This is a genomic window from Aurantiacibacter xanthus (assembly GCF_003584015.1).
In the GTDB taxonomy this organism is placed as follows: domain Bacteria; phylum Pseudomonadota; class Alphaproteobacteria; order Sphingomonadales; family Sphingomonadaceae; genus Alteraurantiacibacter; species Alteraurantiacibacter xanthus.
This window is the reverse complement of sequence record NZ_QXFM01000002.1, coordinates 1-14,484: the sequence shown is the minus strand read 5'-3', so window position 1 is coordinate 14,484 and position 14,484 is coordinate 1. Positions and strand designations below refer to the sequence as shown.

The 14,484-nt window shown below is 65.3% G+C and carries 16 protein-coding genes; 1 reads left to right on the top strand and 15 read right to left on the bottom strand.

The annotated features are described in order from the left end of the window. Window positions 1-31: 31 nt before the first annotated feature. From D2V17_RS21105 to D2V17_RS00130, 8 genes are all read right to left on the bottom strand, one after another. A complete protein-coding gene (locus tag D2V17_RS21105) occupies window positions 32-502 on the bottom strand; it encodes a hypothetical protein (RefSeq protein WP_191228999.1) in 471 nt (156 codons plus the stop codon). 38 nt (window positions 503-540) lie between these two features. Then, window positions 541-867: a hypothetical protein gene (locus D2V17_RS00160; RefSeq protein ID WP_119591126.1), complete on the bottom strand. Its 327-nt coding sequence runs from the start codon at window positions 865-867 to the stop codon at window positions 541-543. 69 nt (window positions 868-936) lie between these two features. Continuing rightward, window positions 937-1,464 (bottom strand): sigma factor-like helix-turn-helix DNA-binding protein, encoded by a 528-nt coding sequence (locus tag D2V17_RS00155; protein ID WP_119591125.1) that lies wholly within the window; start codon window positions 1,462-1,464, stop codon window positions 937-939. Window positions 1,465-1,581: 117 nt separating this feature from the next. After that, the gene (locus D2V17_RS00150) at window positions 1,582-2,904 is read right to left on the bottom strand and encodes a hypothetical protein (protein ID WP_119591124.1); all 1,323 of its coding nucleotides are present in this window, start codon (window positions 2,902-2,904) and stop codon (window positions 1,582-1,584) included. Between the two features lie 85 nt (window positions 2,905-2,989). Continuing rightward, window positions 2,990-3,784, bottom strand: a complete 795-nt coding sequence (locus D2V17_RS00145) for a LysR family transcriptional regulator (RefSeq protein ID WP_119591123.1) — start codon at window positions 3,782-3,784, stop codon at window positions 2,990-2,992. A 48-nt stretch (window positions 3,785-3,832) separates the two neighbouring features. After that, entirely contained in the window at window positions 3,833-4,249 is a 417-nt protein-coding gene (gene apaG / locus D2V17_RS00140; RefSeq protein ID WP_119591122.1) for a Co2+/Mg2+ efflux protein ApaG, read from the bottom strand. Window positions 4,250-4,298: 49 nt separating this feature from the next. Then, window positions 4,299-5,681, bottom strand: coding sequence for a PAS domain S-box protein (locus D2V17_RS00135; RefSeq protein ID WP_245978377.1), 1,383 nt, complete (start codon window positions 5,679-5,681; stop codon window positions 4,299-4,301). 82 nt (window positions 5,682-5,763) lie between these two features. Next, on the bottom strand, window positions 5,764-6,972 hold the full coding sequence (locus D2V17_RS00130) for a trans-sulfuration enzyme family protein (protein ID WP_119591121.1): 1,209 nt from the start codon (window positions 6,970-6,972) through the stop codon (window positions 5,764-5,766). Between the two features lie 74 nt (window positions 6,973-7,046). Here D2V17_RS00130 and D2V17_RS00125 point away from each other — a divergent pair, with 74 nt between their 5' ends. Beyond that, window positions 7,047-8,330, top strand: coding sequence for a phospholipid carrier-dependent glycosyltransferase (locus D2V17_RS00125; RefSeq protein WP_119591120.1), 1,284 nt, complete (start codon window positions 7,047-7,049; stop codon window positions 8,328-8,330). A 67-nt stretch (window positions 8,331-8,397) separates the two neighbouring features. Here D2V17_RS00125 and D2V17_RS00120 read toward each other — a convergent pair whose 3' ends face one another. From D2V17_RS00120 to D2V17_RS00090, 7 genes are all read right to left on the bottom strand, one after another. After that, on the bottom strand, window positions 8,398-8,583 hold the full coding sequence (locus D2V17_RS00120) for a PLDc N-terminal domain-containing protein (protein ID WP_119591119.1): 186 nt from the start codon (window positions 8,581-8,583) through the stop codon (window positions 8,398-8,400). A 91-nt stretch (window positions 8,584-8,674) separates the two neighbouring features. After that, complete coding sequence (gene leuB / locus D2V17_RS00115; RefSeq protein ID WP_119591118.1) at window positions 8,675-9,730, bottom strand: 3-isopropylmalate dehydrogenase; 1,056 nt, start codon at window positions 9,728-9,730, stop codon at window positions 8,675-8,677. Next, complete coding sequence (gene recO, locus D2V17_RS00110) at window positions 9,727-10,326, bottom strand: DNA repair protein RecO (protein WP_119591117.1); 600 nt, start codon at window positions 10,324-10,326, stop codon at window positions 9,727-9,729. The genes leuB and recO overlap by 4 nt, the downstream gene beginning before the upstream one ends. A gap of 173 nt (window positions 10,327-10,499) precedes the next feature. After that, a complete protein-coding gene (locus D2V17_RS00105) occupies window positions 10,500-12,467 on the bottom strand; it encodes a S9 family peptidase (protein WP_119591116.1) in 1,968 nt (655 codons plus the stop codon). Between the two features lie 96 nt (window positions 12,468-12,563). After that, window positions 12,564-12,809 carry an accessory factor UbiK family protein gene (locus tag D2V17_RS00100; RefSeq protein ID WP_119591177.1) on the bottom strand — a complete coding sequence of 82 codons (246 nt, stop codon included), beginning with the start codon at window positions 12,807-12,809 and terminating at the stop codon, window positions 12,564-12,566. 44 nt (window positions 12,810-12,853) lie between these two features. Then, window positions 12,854-13,411, bottom strand: a complete 558-nt coding sequence (locus D2V17_RS00095; RefSeq protein WP_119591115.1) for a TspO/MBR family protein — start codon at window positions 13,409-13,411, stop codon at window positions 12,854-12,856. Window positions 13,412-13,498: 87 nt separating this feature from the next. Further along, window positions 13,499-14,263 carry a TlyA family RNA methyltransferase gene (locus D2V17_RS00090; protein WP_119591176.1) on the bottom strand — a complete coding sequence of 255 codons (765 nt, stop codon included), beginning with the start codon at window positions 14,261-14,263 and terminating at the stop codon, window positions 13,499-13,501. Window positions 14,264-14,484 lie beyond the last annotated feature (221 nt).

Genomic DNA, 14,484 nt, shown 5'->3' with positions numbered 1-14,484 from the left:
CTGGCCTGTGCTTCGCTGCCGAGGATCGGCCTCAGGAGGTCCGCCAGGACCGGTAGCTGCCGTAGCGCGCTATCCGCCGCCGGTGGCAGTACAGCCCCGCCATCAGGGCCACGATCTGGATGTACGACGGCGCCCGGGTGAGGATGAAATAGACGCCGCCCTCCATCCCGGCGCTGATATCGCGCAAGAAGTGCATCATCACCGCGATCAGTTGCGCTCCCAGAAGCCATAGCGGGTAGATCCTGTTGGCTCTGATCGCGAGGCCCGCAAATACGACCAGCGCGAGGGAATCAATGACGAGATCACCGATCTCGATTGCCTCGTAGCTGCCGCCTTCGGGAAAAACGATCTGGTTGACATACTGTAGCACGATCATGGCTGGCAGCACGGATGTGGCAATCCGCTCGGGTGCATCCGCGCGCAGGTAGGCGTAGATCGCCAGACCGAAAATAACCACGTGCTGGGCAATGATCCGGGAATTGAACAGAAGATAGTCGGCCATGGTGTCTTACCACCACGACCGGCCATCATATTCAATCGTCAAGCAGCAATGCTCGGCGCTTCCTGAACGGCGCCGATCGGGCAACGGCCGATCGTTTCCGGCATCCCGGTCACGGTCAGGAAGTCGTCGCGCAGCGCCTTGTGCGCGCGGGCGAGTTGCCCCATCGCCTCAACCTGCGCCTTCTGGGCTTCCTGCAGGCGCATCACGGCGGTGTGCCCCTGATACTGCGGCAGGTCGGTTTCGAGCCGGACATTCATCATGCTCATCTGCAGGCGGGCATAGGCGCGCATGCATTCGTTGCTGAGGCGTTCGGCTTCTTCGAGGTCGGCGGCAACGCGCACACCGGCAGTTTCGACAGTCAGCATTTCACTTTAACTCCCGCCCGGCTTGCTCACGGCCAGGCCCCATGATCAGGGAGGTAAAGCGAAATACCGTCAGACCAGATTGCCCAGAGCCTCCGCAACGGCCAGCAGGATGAGCGTTAGAGCGACCATGCCCAACGCCAGCCCCACGGCGGCAAGCAATCGGTACAGAGTGGCGGAATCGCCGTCGAGCACCTCCGGGACAACGCGGGGCTCTGACTGGCTGGCCCAGGGAGCGCTGCGATGAAAAGACATCGCATCGCTCAGGACCAGATCGTCGTCCGCGTCGTTCCTGATGCCGGTATCGACATCATGCTCCCACTCGGACAGCTGAAAAATCTTACCTGTATTCTGCTTACAGTCTGCCTCGCCGGCGCTGGCATAGTCACGATAGAGGCGCACCAGCTCCTTGCGCAGCAGGCCGCCCGATTTGGCGCGCACGGTCTCGATGCGCTGCACCACGGCGCTTTCCGAAACGCCGAGTTTGGTGGCGATTTCCTTGCTCGTCCAGCCATCGCAGAGCAGGTCCATCGTTTCCCGCTGCTTGGCGGTGAGGCTATCGAACAGGTGGTCCGGGCTGATGGCGAGCGGCTCTGTCATAGGCGATCTTTACTATGACAAACCCGCCGCTGTCCATAAATGGCAGCGATCCCAGGAGGCAGATCGAAGGCCCGAAGCGGGCAAGGCGCAAGGCCCTGCCCGACACGGACACCGGCCTTAGTGGCGGGCGGGAAATGCCATCGGGGAAGACTGCACCTGCACCGGCGGGGAGGCGACCGGATCGATCGCGCTTTCGAGATATTCGCCGTATTCGGAATCGACCGGCTCAAGTCCCGAGGTGACGGTGAGGACATAGTCGCCCGTGCTCTCACCGTAGCCCTTCACCTTGATCCTCAGCGCCGAGAGCATCTCCGGATTGTTCTTCAGAACCGAAAGATCGATCGGGATCATGGCGTTGAAGTCGCCCGCGCTGTCGTCGTCGTTCTGCACGACGGCAAAGCCGAGCGGCGTATCGAAGCCCAGTTCAAGATAAGGATCGAGGCCGTTGCCGAAATCGGCGTCCTCGCTCTTCGCCTTGGACATGCGCACGGTGATTTCGCCGGCACGGCCGCTGCTGATTGCCGCCAGCGCGCTTTCCGACAATTGGTAATCCAGCGAGCTCGGATCGATATCGCCATTTTCGTAACCCGCGCCGATGCGCCCGGTCGCGGTGTCGCCGATAGCCACCACCTGCAACGGTGCCTGCACGATCGGCTCGCGCCGCGGTGCCACGCGCAGGCTGTAACCGCCCGCGCTATCGCCGAGACCGCTGGCAACGATGGTATAGGTTTCGTTGCCGGTCATGACATAGCGCAGCAGCGCATTCAGCCCCTCGCCGCCGTCGTCGTTCTGGGCCAGCGTCTTGCCGCTGGCATCGCGCAGCGTGAGATAGGGATCCAGCCCGCTGGAATCGTCAGGATCGGCGATCATCGCCACTTCGAGCAGCAGGCCTTCTTCGCCCGTGATGGTATAGAGGTGCTCCTCACCGCCGAAGAACTGCCCCTTCTCCTCGCTGCCCCAGGTCACCGCTCGCACGGGCTGCACTTCATAGTCGAGCACGGTGAGTTTAAGATCGAAGCTGCTCCCCGAAACGAACCCGCCTTCGACGATCTCTTCGCCGGTGCCCACGAGGCCGTCGGCCTCATCGCGCGCCCCATACGAGCTGACGGCGATGCGCAGGTGCATGTCCTGTGTGGCCGTGACCATGGCGCGCGAGTTGAGCCCTTCACCGCCATCATCGTTCTCGGCGATCAGATCGCCGGTCTCGGCGTTGTATATCTTCAGATAGGGGTCGAGTTCGCTGGTGGACATCACGTCTACGCGCATCGCCTGCCCCGCTGGCAGCGTGACTTCGAACAACACCGGCTTATCGTTGTAAACGCCATTGAAAACGCGGGCGTTGGTCTCTTCATGGTCAAGATTTCGCACCGGCTGCGCCGCCGCCGGAACCGCCATTGCCGCGCCGGCAAGCAGAGCCGCCATCAAGAAACCTGCACGCATCGTAAATCACTCCATTATCGAGCCACTAAGTAAGATGCCTTAAGCACCCGCTACCTTGCTGGCAAATGAAAGCCCGAACGACTTCTCAGCTTTCGCTAGTAAGGTGTTCCACCAGCGCACGCACTTTCTTTTGGCGCCACTGTGGACGCGGCGCGACCAGCCAGAACGCCCGCCGACAAACCCGCGTTTCGCCCTGTGCCAGCAGCAGGCCGCCAGCCAGCGCTTCCGCCACCAGCGGCAGCGGCATCAGCGCCGCCCCCATCCCCGCCAGGGCCGCCGAGAGCGCCTGTCCGGCATTTCCGGCCTGCAAGACCACGCGCGCATCGTCTTCCGGTTCGAAACCGGGCCAGCTGATCCAGCCGTCCTGCGCACCCGGCGCGGCCACCGCCACTCGCTCGCCCGGTGCCAGTTGCACGCCCTCCAGTTCGCCCGGCCCTTCGACCAGCCGCACCGCCAGATCGAGGTTGGCCTCGGTGAAATCGGCATGTTCATCGCCCGCCAGCGCGAACCGCACCTCGGGGTTGGCGGCGCGGAACAAGGCCAGCCGCGGCGCCAGCCACTGCGCGAAGAACTCGCGCGGGGCGGCGATGGCGAAGGTGGACGAGCCCTGCCCCGCCTGCATCGCCTCGACGCTTTCCTCGAACCGCAGGAACCCTTCGCGCAGCGGCTCAAGCCCGGACTGCGCCTCTTCGGTCAGTTCGAGCCCCTTGCTGGTGCGGCGGAACAGCACCACGCCGAGCACATCTTCGAGCGCGCGGATCTGCTGGCCGACAGCAGCCGGGGTCACGGCCAGCTCGTCGGCGGCGCGGGTGAAGCTGAGGTGCCGCGCGGCGGCATCGAATACGCGCAAGGCGTTCAAGGGCAGGTGTGTGCGTTTCATGGTCTCAGGCGCGCGGTCTATGCCTCGACGCGCGGCCCGGCAAGCCCTCTAGTGGGCGCGCTGGGCCGGAGTTTCGAGCATGAAATGGGGAATGGCCACCTCGAACAGAGAACCGTTGGCGTGGGTAAAGCCATAGTGCCCCTCCATCGCGCCGTGGGGCGTGGTCAGTTCGCACCCCGACACATAGTCATGCGCCTGCCCCGGAGCGAGCACCGGCATCTCGCCGACCACGCCCTCGCCATCGACCACGTTGATCATCCCGTCGGCATCGGAAATGCGCCAGTGCCGGGTGCGCAGCTGGATCGTCTCGTTGCGGTGGTTCTCGATACGGATGTGATAGACCCAGAACCAGCGCCCGGCCTCCACCCGCGATTGCTCGGGCATGAAGCTGACGGCCACGCGCACGGTCACGCCGTGGGTGGTGGCCTCTTGCTGGAACAGCGATTGAAATGTGGCATCGGTCATGGCCCGCGCAGCCTAGCGGCTTTGCGGCCGGGGGCAAGGCCTTCGCGACCTATCCCTGCCCGGCGACAACCTCCGGCCCGCACGATAGCTCCCACCGCACGCCTTCGCGCGGATAGTCGAGCGTGACCTCGGCCGAGAGCGAGCGCCGCGGGATATCGCTGATCAGGCTGGTGCCGAACCCGATGTGTTGCGGCGCCGCCACCGGCGGTCCACCTTCCTCGCGCCAGAACATCCTGAACCCCGCCGGGCCGGCCTTGTCCGCATTGCCCTTGTCCGCATCGCCCTTGTCCGCATCGCCCTTGTCCCAGCCAATCGTGACCTTGCCGCCATCGCGCGACAAGGCCCCGTGCTTGAGCGAATTGGTCGCCAGCTCGTGCAGGGCCATGCCGATCACCTCGGCCGCGCGCGGAGTCAGCGAAACGGCGGGCCCGTCAAGCATCAGCCCACCCCTCGCCGTCTCAACGAAACGGAGCTGCTGCTGCACCAGGTCGAGCACCGGCACATCGCGCCATTCGCGCCGCACCAGAATATCCTGATTGACCGCCAGCGAACGGACCCGCTCCTCGAACCGGGCAACGAACCCGGCATCGTCGGGCGCGGTGCGGCGGGCCAGCGCCTGAACGATCGCCAGCATGTTCTTCGAACGGTGGTTGACCTCCATCAGCAGCACGCGGATCTGCTCGGCCTGCTCGCGCTGTTCGGTAATGTCGGTATTGGTGCCGAACCAGTGGCGTACCTCGCCATCCTCGCCGCGCACCGGCAGCGCGCGCGACAGATACCAGCGATATTGCCCGTCCTTGCCGCGCAGCGGGAAAGTGTCCTCCCAGCGCTCCTTCGCGGCCACGCTGAGACGGTAGCCGGTGGTCACGCGGTCGACATGCTCGGGGTGATGCACCGCCTGCCAGCCGAAGCCCTGCATGCTTTCCAGATCGGTGCCGGTGTAATCGTACCAGCGCTGGTTGTACCAGAAGATGCTGCCATCGGGGTGGGCCATCCAGGCAAGCTGGCTGATGTTGTCGGCCATCATGCGAAAGCGCAGATCGGCCTCGCGGATGCGGCGCTGGTTTTCAAGGTATGGCCCCGCGTTGCGCGCAATCTTGCTGAGGCCGACGATCCTGCCCTCGCCATCGCGCACCGGCGAGACGGAGGCCGAAATGTCGAGCAGCGAGCCATCCTTGTGCAGCCGCTTGGTCAGAAACTGGCCAACCACCTCGCCCTGGCTGATGCGCCCGAGGATCTCGTCTTCCTCATGCTCGCGGTCGGCGGGGAGGAGATGCCGGATCGACCGTCCGACCATTTCCTCCGCCGAATAGCCGAACAGGCGTTCCGCCGCCGCGTTCCAGCCAATGATCGTGCCATCGATAGTCTTTGCAACGATGGCATCGTCGCAGGATTCTACGAGACGGGCATAATAGTCAGGAATGATCGGCACTTGCGGGGGCTCTCGCGGTCACGAAATCCCAGCCTATGCGCGTTTCGTCGATCCCGCACCACACATTTGTACGGACCGTCGATCAAATTCCCGCAGCATCAAGCGCACGGCCCAGATCGTCGATCAGGTCGAGCGGGTCTTCGAGCCCGATATTGATCCGTATCATGCCCTCGTCGACGCCCATGTCGGCGCGCCCTTCCGGCCCCATCGAGTGGTGCGTGGAGCTGGCCGGATGGCAGGCGAGCGACTTCGCATCGCCGATATTGTTCGAGATATCGACCAGCTGCATCGCATCGAGCACAGTAAAGGCCTGTTCTCGCCCGCCCGGCATCACGAAGCTGAAGATCGGCCCGAAGGCATCCATCTGGCTCGCCGCCAGCTCGTGCTGGGCAAAGCTCGGCAAGCCCGGATAGAGCACCTTCACCCCGCGCCCCTCGACGAACTGCGCCACTTGCAGTGCATTTGCGCTCTGCTGGAATGCGCGCAGCGAGAGCGTCTCCAGCCCCTTGAGCACGACCCAGGCGTTGAACGACGAACAAACCGGGCCGGTGTTGCGCTGGAACGGCGAGAGCGTTCCGTGAATGAACTCGTCCGAACCGCAGACCGCGCCCACCAGTACCCGACCCTGTCCGTCCATCAGCTTGGTGGCGGAATAGGCGACAAGGTCCGCCCCATATTCGAGCGGGCGCTGCAAGGCGCTGGTGGCGAAGGCGTTATCGACCAGCGTGGTGATCCCGTGCGCCCTCGCCAGCCCGCAGACGAACCGCAGGTCGACAATGTCGAGCGTGGGGTTGGCCGGGGTCTCGAAGAAGAACACCTTGGTGTTGGGCTGGATCGCAGCCTCCCAGGCGGCATTGTCGCGCCCGTCGACCACGGTGTGGGTGATCCCGAAGCGGGCCAGCACGTTGGTGAGGATCCACCGGCACGAACCGAAGGCCGCCTTGGCCGCCACCAGATGGTCGCCCGCCGACAGCTGGCACAGCAGCGCGGTGGTCATCGCCGCCATGCCCGAGGCCTGCACCTTGCACGCCTCGGCCCCCTCCATCGCCGCGATCCGCTCTTCGAGCATCGCGATGGTGGGGTTCTGAAAGCGCGAATAGACCATGCCCTCGGCCTCGCCCGCAAAGCGTTCGGCCACTTCCTGCGCGCTGTCGTAGGAATAGCCGCTGTTGAGATAAAGCGCCTCGCTCGTCTCGCCATGGTCGGAGCGCCAGGTGCCCGAACGCACGGCACGGGTGGCGGGACGCCAGGAACTGGTCTGGCTGCGATCTATGCCGGTGGTCTTCTTCATGATCCGCGCGTTTACGGACATGGAGCCGATTTGCCAATTGCCCTTGGCGCGCGCCCCCCTTATTCGCTGAGACAATGAGACGGCTGCTTGCCCCACCCCACCGCGCCAGCGATCCGATCATCTGGCACGGGTTGATCGCTCTGCTGTTTCTGGTGCTGGTGCTGATCCGCATCAGGATTCCCTCGACGCCCTATTTCGACGAGGTCCACTATGTCGCGGCGGCGCGGCACTTCCTCGACCTGTCGAATGCGGTCAATCTCGAACACCCGCCGCTCGGCAAGGAACTGATCGCGCTGTCGATATGGCTGTTCGGCGATAGTCCGTTCGGCTGGCGCGCGCTCGCGGCACTGTTCGGCACGCTGGCGCTGTTCGCGACGATGCGCGCGGTGTGGCTGACCGGGCGCGCGGGGACGGCCAGTGTCCTCACCGGGCTGTTCGTGGGCAGCAACTTCGTGCTGTTCGTCCAGTCGCGGATCGCGATGCTCGACGTGTTCATGGTCTCGTTCCTGATGCTGGCGACGTGGATGGTGGTCGGCGCATTCCGCCAGAACGAGACCGCCCGCTGGCGGCTCGCTATCGGCGGAGCAGCGATCGGCGCGGCGATGGCCTGCAAATGGAATGCGGTGCCGCTGGCGGTGCTGCCGGGCCTGACCTTCCTCGCGATCCGGGTGCGGGAGGCGCGCTGGCAGACGCTCACCGGCACGCGCTTTGCGCCGATCCGCGGCATGGCGCTGTGGGAGGCGGCCCTGTGGCTCGGCGTCTGGCCGCTCGCGGTCTACTGGGCGGCGTTCCTGCCCTACGGCGCCTTTGCCGATCCGGGCCACACCAGCGCGGGGATCGTGGCGCTGCACCGGCAGATGCTCGAACTGCAACAACAGGTGCTGAAGCCGCATCCCTACCAAAGCGTCTGGTGGCAATGGATCGTGAACGGCCGCGCGATCTGGTATCTTTACGAGGTGATCGACGGGGCGCAGCGCGGCATCATGGTGATCGGCAACCCGGTGACGATGATCGCCGGTCTGCCCGCGCTGGGATGGTGCCTGTGGGCGGGCGCGAAAGAGGGGCGGCGCGACTGCCTCGGCGTGGCTCTGCTTTATCTTATCAGCATGGCGCTATGGGTTGTCGCACCCAAGCCGGTGCAGTTCTACTTCCACTATTTCCTGCCCTCGATCTTCCTCTCGGCAGCGCTGGCGCTGGCAGTGACCGAAATGTGGCAGCGTGGCTGGCGGATCGTTGCTGCGGGCGTGACGCTGGCGACACTGATTACCTTTGCCTTCTGGTATCCGGTTCTCAGCGCCGCGCCCCTCGCGGGCAACCAGTCGTTCCTGATCTGGGCCTGGTTCGACGGCTGGCGCTGATACGAAAAGGGCCGGCATCGCGCGTGGCGATACCGGCCCTTTTCTTCAATCGGTTAGTCCGGCCTTCTTAGGCCAGGACACGGCTGCCCGATTTGGGGCCGAACAGAAACCACGCGAGGAAACCGATGACCGGCAGCACGATAATACCGATGGTCCACAGCACCTTGCTGGCGGTCGAGCTGGAACTCGAAATGATGTTCATGATGGCCCAAATGTCGAGCAACAGCACGACAACGCCGAAGATAAATTCCATGGTTCGCTCCTGAGTCTTAAGCCGCATTATTGGCGGCGAATATGACTCAGGAACGGCCCAAACACCGCTCCGGTTCCTCGCGGATTGCTACCTAGAGCCGCGCGAGCACCGCATCGCCCACCTCGGTGGTGCCCGCAGAGCCGCCCAGATCGGCGCCGGTGATGCCGTCGGCCAGCGCCTGCGACACGGCCTTTTCGACCCGCACAGCCGCCTCTTCCAGCCCCAGCGAATGACGCAGCAGCATAGCCAGCGACAGGATCATCGCCATCGGATTGGCCTTGTCCTGCCCGGCGATATCGGGCGCGCTGCCGTGGATCGGCTCGTAGAGCCCGAAGGTGCCACTTGCGGTCTGCCGCTCACCCAGTGCGGCGCTGGCGAGCAGGCCGATCGAGCCGACGCACATGCTCGCCTGATCGGACAGGATGTCACCGAACAGGTTGCCCGTCACCACCACGTCGAACTGGCCGGGGTTGCGCACCAGCTGCATCGCCGCGTTGTCGACATACATGTGGCTCAGTTCGACATCGGGATATTCGGCGGCGACCTCGATCACCACGTCGCGCCACAGCTGGCTGGTTTCGAGTACATTGGCCTTGTCGACGCTGCACAGCTTGCCCTTGCGCCCCTGTGCGGCGCGGAAGGCGACATGGGCGATGCGGCGCACCTCGTCCTCGGCATAGGACATGAAGTCATAGCCCTGCCGCCGCCCGTCTTCGAGCACGCGCTGGGCCTTCTCGCCGAAATAGACGTCGCCGTTCAGCTCGCGCACGATGAGGAGGTCGATGGCGGAGGCGACCTCGGGCTTGAGCGCGCTCATGTCCTCAAGGCCCTTGAACATCGTGGCGGGGCGCAGGTTGGCGAACAGGCCGAGCGCCGAGCGCAGGCCGAGGATCGCCTGCTCGGGCCGCAGGTGACGTTCGAGATTGTCGCACTCGGGATCGCCCACCGCGCCGAACAGCACCGCATCGCTGGTGCGTGCCAGCTCCAGCGTTTCGGGCGGCAGCGGGTGGCCATGCGCCTTGTAAGCCGCGCCGCCGACATCGGCGATGGCGGTCTCGATGCCGAGATCGAGCGCGGCCAGAACGCGCAGCGCCTCGGCCATGATTTCGGGGCCAATACCGTCACCGGGCAAGCAAGCGATCATCATTGTATTCTTTCCAGCAAGTCTCTGAGACGTGAGCGCGCGGCCATAACATCGCCGCGCGTGCCTGCAAGCAGGTAGTCCGCAATCGGCTGGCCGAGCGCATCCATCGCCGCCAGCAGGTCAGCCATATCGCCCTCGGGCCGCGCAACCCGCCCGCCATAACCCAGCTCACGCAGCATCAGCGCTTCGTATCCGACCAGCGCCGAAGCCCAGCCGCGCGCCGATGGCGCATGGCAAATGGCATCGAGCAGCGCATCCAGCGCGGCATGGAGTGAAGGATAGGGGTAGCGCTCGGGCAAGGCGCTGGCGGTGAGCGCGGTGGCCCAGGCGATGGCGGCGGCGGGCAGCGGCTCGGCGAGCCACGGGCCCCGGCTGGCGAGCAGTTCGAGCCGGGCGAAAGGCAGCTGACTGTCCGAGCGCGCGGAGATTTCGGCCGCGACGAGATTCCCCGGCAGCACCACGGGCCGCAACTGCCGCCCACGCCCGCCCGCGACATAGGCCGCGACAAGGCCATGGTCCTCGGTCAGCAGCCGCGCGATCACGGCGGTCTCCCCGTGGGCACGGGCGGCAACGAGGATGGCAGAGGTGCGCAGTTTCATGGCGGGGTGGTGTTAGGCCTGCGCCACCTATGTGCAAGAGGCAGGCGCGTGAGGGCGGACCTTCGGCCCAGCTTCGCTTCCGGCAGGCTCAGCCTGAGCGGATATGGCTTGAAGAGCGAACAGACACCCGCTCACCCTGAGCTTGTCGAAGGGCAGCCACCATTCAGGAGCCGCTATTCCCCCACCGCTCCCACACCAAGCTGATCCTCAAGGAAACGCGCCTGCTCGCGGTAGTAGAACAGCCGGTTCGCCAGCTTGCGCCAGCCGTGGCCTTCGTCGGGGATGCGGATGAACTCGGCGGTGATGCCGTTGCCGCGAAGCGCCTGCACCATCACCTCGGTTTCCGAGATGTCGATCCGCGGGTCCATTGCGCCGTGCGAATAAAGCACCGGCACGGCGATGCGGTCGGCGCGGAACACCGGGCTCATCTGACCGTAAACGTCGCGCCAGCGTTGCTCGGTGATGTCGCCATATTCGATTCGGTCGCTGGCCTTGAGCGCTGGCGACGCCACCTCGAGCGCGGTGATCCAGTTGCCGACCCCGAACAGCGAAACACCGGCCGCAAAGGCATCGGGATATTCGGACAGCACGGCGTTGACCATATAGCCACCATAGGATCCGCCCATCACCGCCGCGCGGCTACCATCGATCAGCCCATCGGCAGCGAGCGCGCCCTTGAGATCGACCAGATCGCGCACCGAATCGAGCCGCCGCTCGCGGTCGTCGAGCGTCGAATAGGTCCGCCCCAGCCCGGTCGAACCGCGCACATTGGGCTTGAACACCGCCACCCCGCGCGCGACGTGGTATTGCGACGTTGCATCCCATGTCGGCGACGACTGGCCCGAGGGCCCGCCGTGAACGTCGAACACCACCGGCGGCGCATCCCCGCCCGTTCCGGCCCCGCGCGGCAGATAGAGCAGGCCTTGCAGCTCCACCCCGTCGCGCGCCGGATAGCGCACCACCTGCGGCCGCACGAGGCTGGCCGGATCGACACCGGCGAAGGTCGAGGCGAAGACCTGTCGCGCGCTTAGGTCGCTCGTATCGACCACGTAAATATCGCCCGGCGTCGCCCAGCCGTTCACCCGCACCATCAGGCTGCTGGCGGCGCAGTCGATGTCGTAGGTGCCTTCAGGCAGGCCTGCGACGCCCTGCGGCCCGTCACCGTCGTTGTACCAGAGACTGTCGAACCCGTCGCGGGAGACGACATAGGCGAACCCTCCGCCGCACAGCGCAATGTCGCTGACATCGGCATCGCCCGCTTCGATGACGGTGCTGGCAAGGGTGGACGGATCGACCATGGTGAGCGCACCGAACTCGCGCCCCGAATTGCTCGACATGTAAAAGGCCGAGCTATCGGGCAGCCATTCGAACCCTCCCAGCGTGTGACTGGCGCGGTCCTCGACCGGCGGCGCGTCTATGGCGCGCAGCTCTCCGCTCTGAAGGTCCAGCAGCGAGAGGTTGTCGGCATCCTCGCCCACCGTCTCGGCCACGATGGCATAGCGCCCGTCGGGCGACACCGACTTGGCGATAGTGCCGTAATGCCCCTCGTAGACGATCCGCGAATTACCTTGCAGATCAGCCTGGTAGACGTCGTAGTCGAGGCCATTTCTCAGTGTGGAGGAATAGACGAAGCGCCCATCATCGGCGAAACCGGCGAAGTCGCGGAAATCGCCGGAGGCCGCGGGCAGGATCGAACGCTCGCGCGTGCCGTCGAGGCTGATGCCGAAGTAGCCGGGCTGCTCGTTGCCGTCGCGGTCGGCGGCGTAGAACAGGCCCGAGCCATCGGGCAGCCAGCGGAACATCGTCACCCCGGTGGCGAAGGTGAGCTGACGCGGCTGGCCGCCGCTCGCAGGCAACACCCATAGCTCGGGCTGGCCGGTGAGCCGCTGGATGAAGGCAATGGTCTGACCGTCAGGGGAAAGGCGGGCCTCGCTCGCACCGTTGGCGAGCAGATAGCGTGCAATGTCGACCGGCTGCTGCCCGGCCAGCCCGATGTCCGCCGCTGCTCCGTCTGGCTCGATCGCCTCGATCGACAGATCCGGGCCGGACTGACCACCGAAGGCGCTGTCCTGCGCCAGCGCGGGCGCGGCGGCGACCGTCAGTAACGAGGCGGTGAAGAGAAGGCGGGAAAAGCGGCGCATGCGGTGTGGATCCCCTGTCTGACAAGGATACACAGAAGCACGTTTTGCACTGCAACAAAAGCCGCCTTCTACGGCCGCGGCGCTACCCCTGAACGATCAGGACAGCTTCGCCTCAAGCGCGGCAATACGCGCGGCCAGCGCCTCGTTCTCTTCGCGCGCCTTGGCGGCCATGTCCTTCACCGCGTCGAACTCCTCGCGGCTGACGAAATCGAGCCCGCCGAGCGATTCCTTCATCTTCTCGCGCGCATTGTCACGCGCCTCGCGGCTCATCCCCGCGAGCGTGCCCGCAGCGGAATTGGCGAGTTTGACGAAGTCGGCGATGATCGGGTTCTGGCTCTGCATGGCGTCTAGATGATCCTTGCGCGCGCATTGCGCAAGATGCTGCGTCACCTCATTTCGATCCGCTGGACCGCGTTGTTGGGCGCATCGTTCGAAGCATCCGGGTTCTGCTGCAGGAACTGAAAGTTGAGCAGCGTGGCAAACAGGATCCACGCCAGATAGGGCAGCAGCAGCAACCCGGCCCAGCGCCGCACCTGGAAGAACAGGTAGATCGTCACCAGCACGGCCAGGTCGAGCAGCGCAATCACCACCAGCGCCCCGGCGATATTGTGCCACAGGAAGAACATCGGCGACCACAGCAGGTTCAGGCACAACTGCACCACGAAAGCGATGACCGCCGCCGTGCGAAAGCGCGATCCGAAGGCAGAGCAGACCCCTGCCGCCGCCAGCCCCATCAGCACATAGAGAATCGACCAGACGATGCCGAAAGCGGCCGGTGGCGGGAAGGTGCCGGGCTTGGTGAGCTGAGCGAACCACGGGTTGTCACCCCCGCTCCCCGCCAACTGACCCGACATGAATCCGAGCAGCAATACCGCCGGAACGAGAAACAGAGACCAGCGCATGAGGCTGGCGCGCAACTGTGCCGGGCTGGCAAGACGATTCATCAATCCCCCGTGTGCGATTCGGACAGGTAGTCCGCAACAGGTTGTGCCGCGTGTGCCTGCCGCCCGCAACCCGCGGATTCGCCCTGTTTAGTCGGAATCGGAGGCTTTCGTGCCATCGCGGTACGCGTGGACGAGGAATTCGACATTGCCCTCGGTGCCGGTGATCGGACTTGGGGCCAGCCCCTCGATCGTCCAGCCGTTGCCTTCGAGCCAGTCGCACACCTCGCGGCAGACCCGATCGTGCAGCGCCGGGTCGCGCACGATCCCGCCCTTGCCGACCTCGCCGCGCGCGACTTCGAACTGCGGCTTGATGAGCGCCACCAGCCGGCATTGCGGCGCCGCCAGCGCCAGCGGCACCTCCAGCACCTTGGCAAGGCCGATGAAGCTCGCATCGCAGACTACCCAGTTGCATGGGCGGTCGATCTGGGCGCGGGTCAGTTCGCGCGCATTGGTCTGTTCGAGCAAGGTAATGCGCTCGTCCTGCCGCAGCTTCCAGTCGAGCTGATTGGTGCCGACATCGACCGCGAACACATGCTCGGCCCCATGGTGCAGCAGCACCTGCGTGAACCCGCCGGTCGAGGAGCCGATGTCCATCGCCACCGCGCCGCTCGGGTCGAGCCCGAAATGTTTGATCGCGTGATCGAGCTTGATCCCCCCGCGCCCTACCCACGGATGGTCCTTGCCCTTCACGCTGATCGCCGTGTCGACCGGCACTTGCTGGCCCGGTTTGTCGATCCGGCTGTCGCCGCCCTTGTCGTCCACCCGGAACACCAGTCCGGCCATGACCAGCGCGGCGGCACGGGTGCGGCTTTCGGCCAGCCCCCGCTCCACCAGCAGCTGATCGATCCTCATGCGAGATGTCTTGCGCTCGGCCATGCGGGCAGCGATAGGAGGCAGCGCGCGCGCTTGCCAAGAGCGAAGCTGCGCGCGGACGATAATTATCCCGCGTCCGGAGATGCGCCTGATGACCGACACCCCGACCCGCCCCCTTCATGGCAAGACCGCCCGCCGTCTGGTGCTGGGCGCTTCCGGTCTGGGGGCGCTGGCCGTGCTGGGCCTCAGCCTTGGCGGCT

Excerpts from the sequence above, each read along its gene's own strand:
- D2V17_RS00130 (WP_119591121.1), bottom strand. The coding sequence starts at position 6,972 with ATGAAGAAGACCACCGGCATAGATCGCAGCCAGACCAGTTCCTGGCGT.
- D2V17_RS00095 (WP_119591115.1), bottom strand. The coding sequence starts at position 13,411 with ATGAATCGTCTTGCCAGCCCGGCACAGTTGCGCGCCAGCCTCATGCGC.
- D2V17_RS00125 (WP_119591120.1), top strand. The coding sequence starts at position 7,047 with ATGAGACGGCTGCTTGCCCCACCCCACCGCGCCAGCGATCCGATCATC.
- recO (WP_119591117.1), bottom strand. The coding sequence starts at position 10,326 with ATGAAACTGCGCACCTCTGCCATCCTCGTTGCCGCCCGTGCCCACGGG.
- D2V17_RS00145 (WP_119591123.1), bottom strand. The coding sequence starts at position 3,784 with ATGAAACGCACACACCTGCCCTTGAACGCCTTGCGCGTATTCGATGCC.
- D2V17_RS00150 (WP_119591124.1), bottom strand. The coding sequence starts at position 2,904 with ATGCGTGCAGGTTTCTTGATGGCGGCTCTGCTTGCCGGCGCGGCAATG.
- D2V17_RS00120 (WP_119591119.1), bottom strand. The coding sequence starts at position 8,583 with ATGGAATTTATCTTCGGCGTTGTCGTGCTGTTGCTCGACATTTGGGCC.
- D2V17_RS00100 (WP_119591177.1), bottom strand. The coding sequence starts at position 12,809 with ATGCAGAGCCAGAACCCGATCATCGCCGACTTCGTCAAACTCGCCAAT.
- D2V17_RS21105 (WP_191228999.1), bottom strand. The coding sequence starts at position 502 with ATGGCCGACTATCTTCTGTTCAATTCCCGGATCATTGCCCAGCACGTG.
- leuB (WP_119591118.1), bottom strand. The coding sequence starts at position 9,730 with ATGATGATCGCTTGCTTGCCCGGTGACGGTATTGGCCCCGAAATCATG.
- D2V17_RS00155 (WP_119591125.1), bottom strand. The coding sequence starts at position 1,464 with ATGACAGAGCCGCTCGCCATCAGCCCGGACCACCTGTTCGATAGCCTC.
- D2V17_RS00090 (WP_119591176.1), bottom strand. The coding sequence starts at position 14,263 with ATGAGGATCGATCAGCTGCTGGTGGAGCGGGGGCTGGCCGAAAGCCGC.
- D2V17_RS00160 (WP_119591126.1), bottom strand. The coding sequence starts at position 867 with ATGCTGACTGTCGAAACTGCCGGTGTGCGCGTTGCCGCCGACCTCGAA.
- apaG (WP_119591122.1), bottom strand. The coding sequence starts at position 4,249 with ATGACCGATGCCACATTTCAATCGCTGTTCCAGCAAGAGGCCACCACC.
- D2V17_RS00105 (WP_119591116.1), bottom strand. The coding sequence starts at position 12,467 with ATGCGCCGCTTTTCCCGCCTTCTCTTCACCGCCTCGTTACTGACGGTC.